Annotated in this window: 11 protein-coding genes; 10 read left to right on the forward strand and 1 reads right to left on the reverse strand. The window is 39.1% G+C overall.

All coding sequences use genetic code 11. The features are described 5' to 3' along the window. Window positions 1-37 precede the first annotated feature (37 nt). On the reverse strand, window positions 38-889 hold the full coding sequence (locus ACFOWA_RS20535) for an AraC family transcriptional regulator (protein WP_378988897.1): 852 nt from the start codon (window positions 887-889) through the stop codon (window positions 38-40). A gap of 275 nt (window positions 890-1,164) precedes the next feature. Between ACFOWA_RS20535 and ACFOWA_RS20540 the strand changes: the two genes are divergently transcribed. The 10 genes from ACFOWA_RS20540 (at window position 1,165) to ACFOWA_RS20585 (ending at window position 13,296) form a co-directional block, all read left to right on the forward strand. Then, a complete protein-coding gene (locus ACFOWA_RS20540; protein WP_378988899.1) occupies window positions 1,165-3,024 on the forward strand; it encodes a heparinase II/III domain-containing protein in 1,860 nt (619 codons plus the stop codon). 1 nt (window position 3,025) lies between these two features. Next, window positions 3,026-3,556: a gluconate 2-dehydrogenase subunit 3 family protein gene (locus tag ACFOWA_RS20545; RefSeq protein ID WP_378988901.1), complete on the forward strand. Its 531-nt coding sequence runs from the start codon at window positions 3,026-3,028 to the stop codon at window positions 3,554-3,556. Window positions 3,557-3,570: 14 nt separating this feature from the next. After that, window positions 3,571-5,247, forward strand: coding sequence for a GMC oxidoreductase (locus tag ACFOWA_RS20550; RefSeq protein WP_378988903.1), 1,677 nt, complete (start codon window positions 3,571-3,573; stop codon window positions 5,245-5,247). A gap of 15 nt (window positions 5,248-5,262) precedes the next feature. After that, entirely contained in the window at window positions 5,263-6,168 is a 906-nt protein-coding gene (locus ACFOWA_RS20555) for a sugar phosphate isomerase/epimerase family protein (RefSeq protein WP_378988905.1), read from the forward strand. Between the two features lie 248 nt (window positions 6,169-6,416). Continuing rightward, window positions 6,417-7,625: a glycoside hydrolase family 88 protein gene (locus tag ACFOWA_RS20560; RefSeq protein WP_378988907.1), complete on the forward strand. Its 1,209-nt coding sequence runs from the start codon at window positions 6,417-6,419 to the stop codon at window positions 7,623-7,625. Window positions 7,626-7,661: 36 nt separating this feature from the next. Then, entirely contained in the window at window positions 7,662-8,480 is an 819-nt protein-coding gene (locus ACFOWA_RS20565; protein WP_378988909.1) for a sugar phosphate isomerase/epimerase, read from the forward strand. Between the two features lie 24 nt (window positions 8,481-8,504). Then, window positions 8,505-10,283, forward strand: coding sequence for an endo-1,4-beta-xylanase (locus ACFOWA_RS20570; RefSeq protein ID WP_378988911.1), 1,779 nt, complete (start codon window positions 8,505-8,507; stop codon window positions 10,281-10,283). 14 nt (window positions 10,284-10,297) lie between these two features. Next, window positions 10,298-11,689 (forward strand): sugar porter family MFS transporter, encoded by a 1,392-nt coding sequence (locus ACFOWA_RS20575; RefSeq protein ID WP_378988913.1) that lies wholly within the window; start codon window positions 10,298-10,300, stop codon window positions 11,687-11,689. 182 nt (window positions 11,690-11,871) lie between these two features. Continuing rightward, window positions 11,872-12,753, forward strand: a complete 882-nt coding sequence (locus ACFOWA_RS20580; protein WP_378988915.1) for a phytanoyl-CoA dioxygenase family protein — start codon at window positions 11,872-11,874, stop codon at window positions 12,751-12,753. A 27-nt stretch (window positions 12,754-12,780) separates the two neighbouring features. Beyond that, on the forward strand, window positions 12,781-13,296 hold the full coding sequence (locus ACFOWA_RS20585) for a DUF1565 domain-containing protein (RefSeq protein WP_378988917.1): 516 nt from the start codon (window positions 12,781-12,783) through the stop codon (window positions 13,294-13,296). Window positions 13,297-13,353: the final 57 nt, after the last annotated feature.

Raw genomic sequence — 13,353 nt, forward strand, 5'->3', positions numbered from 1 at the left:
AATTACACAAGAGATAGTTGTTTCAAGGGGAATGCTGCTACAAATTTCTAATTATTTTTTTCCGATAGGCAGATGGCGTAACTTGTTTTAGTTTATAAAACTGTTTATTAAAATTCTGTAGTGTTTGAAAGCCACTTTCGAAACAAACCTGATTAATGCTTTTATCTACATTTGCCAAACTTCTACAGGCGTAACCGATTCGTACTTCATTTAAAAAGCTGATGTAAGTTTTTTTTGTGCATTTTTTAAAATAACTGCAAAATGCAGGAACGCTCATATTGCCAATGCTTGCTACTTCCTGCAGTTCAATTGGTCTTTTAAACGAGCAGATAGTAAAGTCAAAAATCTTATCAATCTTATCATTGCTTTTGGGGTCAGATTGTCTAACCATACCAGTCGACAGTAGGAGGTAATCAGTTACTGAAGCTATAATATTTAGACAATTACATAAACCAATTACACGTTGAAAGCCAACTATATGCTCCAATTCTTTAATTAAGGCAGTTAGTGCAATCTTGCTTGAGTTCGAAACTTTTAATCCCTTCGCTGAAATAGCAAATAATTCTCTGATAGGGGAGCATTCGTCGGCTAAAAAGAAGTCTTCCCCCCAACAGTCCTCTCGAAATTGGATCACGATGGCACTTGTTATTAAATCTTTCTCCCGCTTTTGAAATGTATGTGGAAGATTTTTTCCCAAGAAAAATATATCACCTGTTTCAAACCCTCCAATATAATTACCGATAAAACTCATCCCAGAGCCTTCCGTAAATAATATCAACTCGTATTCTACATGATGGTGCCACGGTACTTCAAAATTAGGCGTGCGGTAAGATCTGCTCACAAACGAACTATTTTCTGTTAAGGGTAATTTTTGAACAATCGGCTTCATAGCATAATTACAATGTATTTTAATTCTAAGTGCTATTTTTATTTAGCATTTGATTAATATAGTTTCTAAATTAAATAAAATAAGAATAACATTTCACCTTAAGATGGTTTATTTTTATAGTTTATCGGGCAATATGTTTACGCCCCTGGAACCAAATCATACCAATAAATAATATTTATCACCTCATGAAAAGAAGGAACTTCACGGATTTAATAAAATCAGCACTAAAACCATATCACCTTATTATTAGGGAGAAATTTAATATGATTTATAGGATGAAATTTTTTGTTTCACTTTTCTTTATTTTCTATGCGGGTTTATGCTTTGGACAGGTTAAACTTCCGGATAGTATTTTATCTACTTTAAATACCGGCCATCCTAGGTTAATGTTAAAATCGATTAAAGACTTTGAAGATTTAAAAGTAAATATTACAAAAGATGAATTTCTTAGAAAGGTTAGCAAGGTATTGATACACCAAGCAGACTCTTTGCTTTCTGCGGATACTGTTAAGTATGTTCTGGCTAACCAGTTGGGCGGACAGTTATTGGAAGTGAGCCGTACTGTTTACAGGCGGGTATACGTTCTTGCTATGGCTTACCGATTAACTGGAAATAAAAAATATGCTGCAAAGGTCTGGGGCGATCTTTATTCTGCATCTCGTTTCCCCGACTGGAACCCATGGCATTTTTTGGATACATCGGAAATGCTTCACGGATTTGCCATAGGGTATGACTGGCTGTATGAAGTTTGGACGCCCGAACAACGTAAAATCATCAAACAGGCCATAATTGATAAAGGCTTATTAAGGGCTTACATGGGGTACAGCGGTTTGGAGAATAAGCACTTGGTTAACTGGCCAAAAGCAACCAGTAACTGGAACCAGGTTTGCAGCGGCGGCGTAGGTTTGGCAGCTTTAGCTATTGCCGATGAAGAGCCCAAGCTTTGCAATTACCTAATTGGGCAGGTAATACAGCATATACCCCATACCATGTTAAAGTTAGCACCTGACGGGGCAACCGACGAAGGGCCAGGTTATTGGAAGTTCGGAACACAGTATAACGTGGCCTTGATAGCGTCATTAGAAACGGCTTTAGGTACAGACTTTGGTTTGAGCAAGATAGAGGGATTTTCAAAAACTGCCGATTACTTTTTAGCTATGGGCAGTAACAGCGGTAAGCCATTTGATTATGCCGATTGCTGGACGGACTTAATTCAATCGCCCGAACTGTTTTGGTTTGCTAAAAAATATAATCAACCGCTATTAGCAAGCTATCAAAAAAAACATCCGGAATATAATGTCCGCGAGTTACTATGGTATGATGCGAGCTATGTTGGTGGTAAAGAACTGCCGCTAGATAATTACTTCCGGGGAGCCGAAGTAGCAACAATGCGTTCATCTTGGAGTGACCCTAAGGCTTGGTTTGTGGGTTTTAAGGCCGGTTCCAATACCGCAAGTCATGGGCATTTGGACATTGGCAATTTTGTTTTAGAGCGGAACGGCAAACGCTGGGCGATGGACCTGCAACATGATACATATGATTTGCCCGGTTACTTTGATGTAGCTACTGGCCAGCGATGGACTTATTACCGGATGAAGGCGGAAGGCCATAACACACTGGTGATGAACCCAAGTAAACAGCCCGACCAAAATCCTAAAGCCTCGACGAAAATTGACCGCTTCGTATCTGGCAAATCGTCAACTTTTGGTATAATGGATATGACGAATGCGTATTCACCTAAAGTTGAATCGGCCATACGCGGTATAGCCTTGCAGGATAAAAAACAGGTGCTAGTTCAGGATGAGGTGCTTGCCGCAACGCCAGTGAAGGATTTGTATTGGTTTATGCAAACAGCAGCAACTATTCAACTTTCTGCAAATAAAAGAATAGCGATATTGACTTTGGATAATGAAAAACTTAAAGTCCAGATTGAAAGCCCTGAGAACGCGAGCTTTGAAATACTAGAAGCCAGGCCGTTGTCGCAATCCATACAACCACAACGTGAAGACACAAATAAGGGAATCAAAAGGTTAACCATCCACTTAAAAGACGTAAGTAAAACAACCATTGCGGTTGTGTATAAAGACGAAGGAGATCACTCAGATACTATTATTAAACCTTTAAAAAACTGGTAACATGAATAGAAGGGTATGGATTAAGCAAATAACCATTGTTGGTGGTGCCATATTATTGATACCTGCCTGTCAGGATGATAGGGGTGCCATTTCCCTTAAGCTAAAATTCATCAGGATTAGCGACAAGGAAGAAATTTTACTTTCTGGGGTAGTAGAAACAATAATTCCCGAAACGGGTACCTATGGGGCAAAAAAGCTAAACCTGTATCATTTTTTGTTAAAAATGATGGATGATTGCTATGATGATAAACAACAAGAAATATATGTTAAAGGCTTAAGGCAACTGAACAACTATTCAAGAGAACAGGCGGGCAACTCTTTTAATAAATTAACTCATTCCGATAAATTAACAATATTAAGGAGCATAGAGAAGGGAAAATCCATCGAAGATTTAAAATATTTTTTAGCAGAAACACGAAAGTGGGTTATAAAAGGCTATAACACCTCGGAGTATTTTATGACTAAAATTATCCCGTATGAGTTGGTTCCGAGTCGTTTTCATGGTTGTGTAAAAATATTTTCGGTTTCTTAAATAGATATGTAAAAATGTATGATGCGATAGTGATTGGTTCAGGTATGTCTGGCGGTTGGGTCGCCAAAGAGCTTACAGAAAAGGGCTTAAAAACGCTGATGATTGAGAGTGGCCGCAATGTTGAGCACATTAAAGATTACCCTACAACAAATATGTTTCCTTGGGAATTTGCCCACCGAGGTACAGTGCCTTATAGTATAAGTAAGGAATATAAAATACCTAGTAGAAATTATGTGTTTGATGAAAGCACTATGCATTTTTTGAAGAAGGATGCTGAACAAGAATACATACAAGAAAAACCTTACGACTGGATAAGGGGCAATCAGGTAGGCGGCCGGTCGCTTTTATGGGCCAGGCATACGCAAAGATGGAGCGACTTCGATTTTACCGGTCCGCTACGTGACGGTTTCGCAGTAGACTGGCCTATACGCTATGCAGATATAGCACCCTGGTACAGCCATGTCGAAAAATTTATCGGCATAGCCGGAAACCGCGATGGATTGGCGACCTTACCTGACGGTGAATTTTTGCCGCCATTTGAAATGACATGTTTAGAAGAACACTTGCGTGATGTGGTAGGGCGTAATTATAAAGACAGGAATGTTATTATAGCGAGGGTGGCGCATTTGACCAAACCTCAGCCAGTACATTTACAACAGGGAAGGGGGAAGTGCCAAAATCGGGATCTTTGTGCCAGAGGATGTCCTTTCGGTGGGTATTTTTCTAGCAATTCATCCACCATTCCCTGGGCTCAAAAAACGGGTAACCTCACATTGCTTTCAGAATCGCTGGTACATTCTATAATTTATGACGAGCAGACTAAAAAAGCTACGGGTGTGAACGTGATCGACATCAAAACCAAGAAAACTACGGCATACTATGCCAAGGTAGTTTTTGTAAACGCATCAGCACTCAACAGTAACCTCATTCTGCTTAACTCAACTTCTGCAAGGTTTCCAAACGGTCTAGGGAATGATAGTGGGTTGTTGGGTAAATACGTAGGTTCACATAATTACAGAGGAAAAGTTACCGCCGAATTCGATGGACTAAAAGAATTCGGTACAGACGGACGCCGACCGACCATGAGTTTTATGCCCCGTTTCAGGAATATTTACACGCAAGAAACCAATTTTTTAAGAGGTTATAATACGGTGATAGGGTCGCAAAGAGGCCATACTGATTATGGAAATGATTATGGTGAAAACCTAAAAGCCAATATTGATAATAAAATGCCAGGTAAATGGAAAATTTTTGCCCAAATGATGGGAGAAACTATTCCGAAAATAACAAATAAGGTATCGCTTGATCCAGTAAAAAAGGACAAATATGGCCTGCCGCAGCTGAGGGTAAATGTTAGCTATGATGAGAATGATGAAAAAATGATATTAGATTTTTTTGGTCAGTTTACAGACATGTTTACCAAGGCCGGTTTCACCAATATTGAGTCGATAGATACTAAACGTAATCCTGGTAATGAAAACCATGTGATGGGCGGAGTAAGGATGGGAAAAGATCCCGAAACATCATTACTAAATCAATGGAACCAGCTTCATCATTGTAAAAATGTTTTTGTTACCGATGGTGCCTGCATGACCTCTACATCATCACAAAACCCATCGCTTACCTATATGGCACTTACCGCTCGAGCTGCAAACTATGCGGTATCAGAACTTAAAAACAATAATCTATAACTAGTAACGGCGACGATGGAACAGATCAACAGAAAGAAATTTATCAAGTATTCGGGAATAGTGTTGGGTGCGTTGTCTTTGGCTTATAAATTACCCGATGCTGTAATAAAGGGTCCCAAACTATCCTTTTCTACACTTGGTTGCCCCAAATGGGATCTTCCGCAGATACTTGATTTTGCCTCAAAATACGATTATCAGGGAGTAGAAATAAGGATAATTGCCGGGGAACTCGACCTTAACAAATCTCTCTGGTTCAGCGAGGCGAATATGGCCTCTACAAAACGTATGATTAGCGATAAGGGTTTAATCATAACAGATTTAGGCTCGTCGGCGCACATGCATTATAATGCCAACCCTGATAGGGACAAGAACCTTGACGAGGCCAAAAAATATATCGACCTAGCGCAGCGTTTAGGTAGCAAATATGTGCGGGTATTTCCAGAAAAGCTGTTGAGCGGCGAAGCACGAAAAGCTTCGTTGGATACCATAGCCACAAACCTTAAACTGCTTGGAAATTATGCTAGTCAGGTGATGGTATTGCTGGAATCTCATGGTGAACTAGTGGAAATGAATGAGTTGCAGTACGTGATGCAACAAGCAGAAAACCACAACGTGGGTATGATATGGGATATTCATAATATGTGGGCGGCATCTAAACAGTCGCCTGCAGAAGTCTGTAAAAAATTAGCAAAATACATTAGGCATGTGCATGTTAAAGATGCTAAAGTAATTGATGGTAAAGAACATTATGTATTGCTAGGGCAGGGTGACGTTCCGTTAAAGGAGGCTTTTGATAGCCTGAAGCAGGTGAAATATAAAGGTTTTTACAGTTTGGAATGGGAAAAGCTGTGGCACCCTGAATTGGAGGAGCCCGAAATTGCCTTAGCCCAATATCCAGATGCTTTAAAACGATATTTTTAATTTAGCGTATTGGTGTTGATTTTTGGATACTTTTTATCAATAAAAGTATCATTGCCCCGAGTGCTACTGAGATTTCGAAAGCTTTAAAAAAGTGCTATTTTTATTTACCATTTGATTAAAATAGTTTCTAAATTAAATAAAATAAGAATAACATTTCACCTTAAGATGGTTTATTTTTATAGTTTATCAGGCCATATGTTTACGCCCCTGGAACCAAATTAGACCAATAAATAATAATTTATCATCTCATGAAAAGAAGGAACTTCGCTGGTCTATTATTGACAGCCACAACAGGTGGTGTTTTAGCGCCTTTACTTGCTAAAAGCACTCCTGATCTAAAAAGTTTAGAGGTAACTCCCTTGGTAGATACGGGTTTACCTAAAAACTTACCTGCAAATATTAAGGAGTTGATACAAAATGTTTTAAAGCAGGAATTTAGTGTGGTAAATACGGATTGGTTTGGCTCTATACAAGTAGAGGGTCTGCTTCGTTTTGCAAATCGGGGATTTAAAGAAGGATTTGTTTTTGCGGATAAATGGTTTAAATATCACGTAGAAAATGACGGAAAATTAACTGATGCTGAGTATTTTAAACAATACGAAGGGCCAAAAGCAAGGATTTTGCGTGATGGACCTCTAACATTTGTTATCTATTCGGCTAACCTAGGTGTTTCGTTTCCAGTGCATGAGCTATATAAAATAACTAAAGATCCTACCGCAAAAAGAGTGTGTTTTGATGTTGCAGATGCGGTTTTGCATTATGTGGGTAGAGACAGGTTTGGTATGCTTGCGCATGATGACTTTGACTATATGAAGTTTACCATACCTGATTCGGCTTATTGGGCTACACGTACAACGGCCATTGCGGCTACACTATCTACCGACCCTAAAGTGGCCGATATTTATTGGAAACAATCTCTTTTTCAGCTAGAAGCAGGGATAAAACATTTTTTAGATAAAGATAAAAAATTAGTAAGGACAGGATTGTTTAACGGCGAAAATGCAACAACTTATTGGTGCCGTTCGCAAGGCTGGTTATTGTGGGCTATTGCTGGTTTACTGCGTTATCTTCCCAAGAGCCATCCCAAATTTAAAACGATTGCTGCTAGCATGAAAATTATTGCAGATGGTATAAAACAGTATCAGAGCAAAAATGGAGGGTTACACGTTCTTGTTGATGACCCTTCAACACCTGAAGAAGTAACCAGTATTTCAATGGTTTTATCTGCATTAAAAGAAGGTGTGCGTAAGGGATGGATTCCTAATGAATACGATGATATGTTCGCCAAAGCATGGTTATTTATACAAAAAAGCGTAGACGAAAATGGTAATATTCACAATGCCTATACAGGCTGGGCCGTGCCAGCCGAACAAAAGCAGGTTAATAAAATGGACGAACGTTTTATGGGTTTTGTACCTGGAATTATTATGGTGGCGGCAGATGAGATGACTAGATGACGATAGATTCATCACTAAAAATATAATTAGTAGAAAATGAAAATTAAATACTGCTGTCCCCGCTGGGGAGCTGAACAAATCTCTTGGAATGAATTCTGCTCGATGGTAAAAAACGCTGGATACGATGGTGTAGAAGCAGGGATGCCAATTAATGAAATAGAAAAAATACAGATGGGCGATGCCCTAAAGCAGCACGATTTGCTTTTGGTGGGTCAGTATTATCAATCATTTGAAAAAGATTTTACACAACATTCCGAAAGCTTTAAAAAGTACCTATACAAGCTTGCCAGTTTAAATCCAGTATTAATAGATTCACAAACAGGTAAAGACTATTATACTGCAGAACAAAACCGAAAGCTTTTTGAAATGGCTGAGGTAATATCAAACGAAACCGGAATTACCATTGCTCACGAAACCCACCGTAACAAGGCTTTATTTGCAGTCCATATTGCAAAAGAATTGCTTATAGCCAATCCCGAAATAGTAATTACCGCCGATTTTTCGCATTGGTGCAACGTATCAGAAAGTTTGTTGGAAGATCATCACGACGCTATAGAATTGGCCATAAGCCGTACCGTACATATTCATGCCAGGGTTGGATACAGCCAGTCGGCACAAGTTTCAGATCCCCGATCACCACAATGGACAACCGAGTTGCAAACACACTTAAATTGGTGGGATGCAATTGTAAAATACAGAAGGAGTGAGGGTGCAGATTTGCTCACCATTACACCCGAATTTGGCCCTTTTCCTTATATGCCTGCAATTCCTTATACAGCAATGCCGATAGCTAATCAATGGGATATTAATGTATATATGATGAATTTACTTAAGCAACGCTATCCAAACAATTAAAATAGGGTATCAAAAAAAATTAACATGATAACAGGGAGAATTACCTTAAATAATACAAAAACGCTAATTAGCATAATTGCACTACTTACCTTAACACACTCTTTATGGGCTCAATCCAATACTGGAGAAGTGTTATTGCCTGATGGTATTAAGTCGTTTAATACATCTCAAAATGTAGAGATAACCACTGTTGATGGGCAGTCTTTTAAATCTGCTTTAAGGGTGGGTGCTATTGAGCAAAAACCTACAGTGATTATGCTCAAATCGGTTATTAATGCTGAAATTAAAAATGGAGATGTACTTTGGTTAGGGTTTAAAATGCGTACCCTAAAAAGCAAAAGGGAAACAGGCGAAGCTTTTATAGAAGTAAAACTCGATCGCACAATAAATGGCAAAATAGAATGGCCGCCCTTATTTGAACGCGGTATATCATGCGGTCAGCAATGGACAACTATAAAAGTGCCAATCCTTGCCTCAAGAGACGTTAATAAGGGAGATTTATCGCTGACAATATATTGTGGCAATATGGCTCAGGTTTTTGAAATTGCAGATCTAGATTTAAGAAATTACAAACAAACGGTTCAAATTACCGAGCTTCCGCGTAGTGTAGTTCATTATGATGGAGATAAACCCGATGCTCCTTGGCGAAAAGCTGCTGCAGAGCGCATAGAAAAATACAGAAAAGGAAGTTTGGCGGTAAAGGTAATTGATAAAAATGGTAAGCCTGTGCCCGGTGCAACCGTAGCTGTAAAAATGAAAAGACTGAATTTTGTTTGGGGAACAGCAGCAAATTCAAAAACCCTTTTAGATACACTTAACCCCAGTTTAAAAAATTATCACGACACGTTGTTCCGATACTTCAATCAGGTAGTGTTCGAAAATGAATTGAAGTGGAAATACTGGCCGCGATATGACCATAATAAAACTAAAGACGCTGTGCGCTACCTGCGGGCAAACAATATAACCACCCAGGGTACAGTAATGATATGGCCATCGTGGCAACACTCACCAACGTGGCTAGCCGACATTAAAAATGATACTGCTGCACTTCGTAAAGCTGCTATCGATAATATTAATGTGCAAACCAGCGAAATGAAGGGCCAATTCTCCGAATGGCATGTACTTAACGAGCCGTATGCACATCATGATATCATTGATTTATTGAGGCGTGATGTAATGATCGATTGGTTTAAAGCCGCAAGAAAAGGTGCTCCGGGTGTAACGTTATTGGTAAACGACTATACCATGTTTCATGATGAAGAAGCTAGTGAGTCTTTTTACAACACTGTACGGTTTTTAAAGGAAAAGAAAGCACCCGTAGATGCCATTGGCGAACAAGGCCATATTGGGGGAACTCCACCTTCAATTGATTATGTAATAGCCCGTTTAAATCGTTTTGCCGAATTGGGGCTTCCCATACAAATTAGCGAATTTGATATAACCAGCGATGATGATGATTTTAAAATGAATTATACCCGCGATTTTTTAACCGCTGTATTTAGTAACCCCTCTGTAACAGGAGTAACGCAATGGGGCTTTTGGGAAAAACAACATTGGATTCCTGCAGCAGCATTATGGGATAAAGATTGGCGGTTAAAACCTAACGGACAAGTATTCACAAACCTGGTTAGTAAAACATGGGCAACAAATACAGATGGACGTACAAACAGCAAAGGGATTTATAATGTAAAAGCATTTAACGGCAATTACAGCATTACCGTAAAAAGCGGATCGAGACAAATAGAAGAACAAGCAACTATAACAAGCGACGGAAAAACAATTACTATCAAGCTAAAAAATTAATATAACAAGATAACATGGCCAACACAGCGAGTACCTTTTCTCAAAGCAACACTAACGCCTCCTATCCATTCAATCAGCTTTACGTGGTAATGATAAGTTCCATATCAGCTTTAGGTGGTGTTTTGTTTGGTTTTGATACCGCCATTATATCCGGCACCATCCCATTTATAAAAGGCTTTTTTCAGTTAGATGAATTGATGCTAGGCTGGGCAGTAAGTTCTATATTAATTGGTTGTGGCTTAGGGGCATTGATGGCTGGGAAACTGGCCGATGCGCTTGGGAGGAGAACAGCCCTGTTTTTCTGTGCCTTTTTATTTGCAGCTACAGGTATCGGCGTTGCATTTGCCAATTCGTTAATAGAGTTTATCATCTTCAGAATTGCGGGCGGCATAGCAGTAGGCGCAGCTGCCATGGCTGTACCCATGTATATTGCCGAAACAGTGCCTGCTTTGTTTCGGGGTAGAATGGTTTCCCTATATCAATTGGCAATAGTTTTGGGTATTTTACTTGCTTATGTGGTAAATTATACCTTAGCAGATTTAGGCGAAAATAGTTGGCGATGGATGTTTGCATCACAAGCCATTCCGGCTGCACTATTTTTTGTTGCCCTGTTCTTAGTACCCGAAACTCCCCGTTGGCTTGTTCAAAATAACAAAAAGGACAAAGCATATACCATACTTTCAAAAACTGGGGGCAAAGCTTATGCCGAAGCAGAAATACTAACCATTAGCAGCAGTTTTAGCCGTGAGATTGCAGGTGATTTAAAAGATCTGTTTCACGCAAAGTACAGCAAAGTGCTTATTATGGGCGTATTGATTGCCATATTTCAACAAATAACAGGCATTAATGCTATCTTATATTACGCCCCTGAGATTTTCAAAAACACAGGTGTAAGTGCATCCATCGCTTCTATGCAAACCATCGCTATCGGTGTTACCATGCTGGTATTTACTTTGGTAGCTATATGGCTGGTAGATAAAGCTGGTCGTAAAAAATTACTGCTTACCGGCTGTGCCGTTATGGCGCTTTCACTCTTGGCAGTAGCCGCTTGTTTCTTCCTCAATTTTTATCAGTACTACTTAGTGCTTATATTTTTATTGGTCGATATAGCTGGTTTTTCTGCCAGTTTAGGCGCCGTTACCTGGGTTATTCTTTCAGAAATTTTTCCTAACCGTATTCGCGGGCTGGCACTTTCTTTTGCTACATTGGTTTTATGGCTAGCAGATTTTGCGGCAAGTTTTTCCTTTCCCATTTTAAATAAACACTTAGGAACCTCGGTAACACTTTCACTGTTCGCTCTATTTTGCATAATCTACTTCTTTTATATAAAAACTAGTATCCCAGAAACTAAAGGAAAAACACTCGAAGAACTCGAAACCCAATTAATAGGCAAGTCAGATGATTGATGAGATTTGGGCGTTTATTGATAAATTTCCATTGTTATTGGTATCAATGAGCTCGGCAAAACTTCGGTTTAACACGCTTTCCACGGTATCTTTTTGACCCCAAAAGCCAAAAAGGATACCGTTTCTCCCCGTAGCTATCGGGACGTTAACATAACCCACTGTACGCAAAGAACAATAATATTATGACCAATCAAGATCAGTTTATACAGCACAGAAATATTACCGAAGAGAATATTCGCTTTTATCAGAATTACGGCTTCCTCGTTGCAAAAGGTTTATTTTCGCCTATAGAAGTAGAAGAACTTAAGAACGACACCGCAAAAATTTTTAAGGGCGATTACGGACAGGTAGACGGCATGCTTCCCGTGGGCGAAAATGAAAGTGACGCAGACATTTTAAAGAAATATGTGGCCATCCATTTTCCCCATAAAATTTCCCCGGTGATAAAAAATTATCTCTCGCACAAGGCTGTTATAGATGTTTTAACTAAAATAGTGAGCCCAAATGTAAAGTGCATGCAGTCTATGTTGTTTGTAAAAGGTCCAGGCAAAGCTGGGCAGTCTTGGCATCAAGACGAATTTTATATTCCCACCCGAGATAAATCTCTGATAGGAGTTTGGATAGCTATTGACGATGCAAGTGTGCAAAATGGATGTTTGTGGGTTATTCCGCAAAGTCAAAAACCCGGCTACATTATGCCAAGGGCCGAAAATTCTAGTAATGAATACGCAGATGTAGATACCATTGATGTATCCAGTTATCCCTCAGAAGATATCATCCCTTTAGCAGCAAAAAGAGGTGATGTGGTATTTTTTAACGGGTATCTTTTGCACAGCTCTCTCCGTAACAAAACGGATGATAATTTTAGGACAGCTCTTGTTAATCATTACATGAGTGCCGAAAGTATGTTGCCATGGGATCAAGACGGAAAATTTCCTTTAACAGAAGATTTAAGAGATATCATGATGGTGGCCGGTGCAGATCCTTATGCTTACCGGCCTATTGTCGACTTAAATAAACCCTATTTGAGGCCTGAAGTATTAAAAATTAAAACCAGTTTATAAAGGTAATCATCTTAAAATTAATTAATTATGAACAAACTGACCGTATGTTTTTCAATTTTAGTACTAATTTTTGCTACAAAGGGCTTTTGCACTGAATATCATGTTACAAAAAAAGGAAACGATGCCAATAGCGGTACAGCTGCAAGTCCTTTTAAAACGATAGCTGCGGCAGTAAGAAAAGCTTACCCTGGAGATACTATTACAGTTCATGCTGGTACCTACCGGGAATGGGTTAATCCATTGCGAGGAGGCGAAAGCAATACAAAAAGAATTATTTATCGTGCTGCAATGGGCGAAAAAGTGCAGATTAAGGGTTCCGAAGCAATATCAGGTTGGAAAAAAGAGAAGAATATATGGAAAGTAACCATTCCTAATTCGTTTTTTGGCGATTACAATCCATACAAAGATTTTATAGATGGTGATTGGTTTTTAAACAAAGGAAGGGTGCACCATACCGGTGAAGTATTTTTAAATGGCAAATCACTTTACGAAAAAGAAACCCTTGATAAAGTACTTAGGCCAGTTGCAGATAAAAATAATTGAAATAGGCGTTTAAGTGATAATCATTTTATATGTGTGAGGTGGTTTTTTGATCATTCT

The sequence above is a fragment of the Pedobacter lithocola genome, from assembly GCF_042650845.1.
Taxonomy (GTDB): Bacteria; Bacteroidota; Bacteroidia; order Sphingobacteriales; family Sphingobacteriaceae; genus Pedobacter; species Pedobacter lithocola.

Bases quoted from the DNA above. Each gene is read 5' to 3' on its own strand.
- ACFOWA_RS20535 (WP_378988897.1), bottom strand. From the start codon at position 889: ATGAAGCCGATTGTTCAAAAATTACCCTTAACAGAAAATAGTTCGTTT.
- ACFOWA_RS20540 (WP_378988899.1), top strand. From the start codon at position 1,165: ATGAAATTTTTTGTTTCACTTTTCTTTATTTTCTATGCGGGTTTATGC.
- ACFOWA_RS20545 (WP_378988901.1), top strand. From the start codon at position 3,026: ATGAATAGAAGGGTATGGATTAAGCAAATAACCATTGTTGGTGGTGCC.
- ACFOWA_RS20550 (WP_378988903.1), top strand. From the start codon at position 3,571: ATGTATGATGCGATAGTGATTGGTTCAGGTATGTCTGGCGGTTGGGTC.
- ACFOWA_RS20555 (WP_378988905.1), top strand. From the start codon at position 5,263: ATGGAACAGATCAACAGAAAGAAATTTATCAAGTATTCGGGAATAGTG.
- ACFOWA_RS20560 (WP_378988907.1), top strand. From the start codon at position 6,417: ATGAAAAGAAGGAACTTCGCTGGTCTATTATTGACAGCCACAACAGGT.
- ACFOWA_RS20565 (WP_378988909.1), top strand. From the start codon at position 7,662: ATGAAAATTAAATACTGCTGTCCCCGCTGGGGAGCTGAACAAATCTCT.
- ACFOWA_RS20570 (WP_378988911.1), top strand. From the start codon at position 8,505: ATGATAACAGGGAGAATTACCTTAAATAATACAAAAACGCTAATTAGC.
- ACFOWA_RS20575 (WP_378988913.1), top strand. From the start codon at position 10,298: ATGGCCAACACAGCGAGTACCTTTTCTCAAAGCAACACTAACGCCTCC.
- ACFOWA_RS20580 (WP_378988915.1), top strand. From the start codon at position 11,872: ATGACCAATCAAGATCAGTTTATACAGCACAGAAATATTACCGAAGAG.
- ACFOWA_RS20585 (WP_378988917.1), top strand. From the start codon at position 12,781: ATGAACAAACTGACCGTATGTTTTTCAATTTTAGTACTAATTTTTGCT.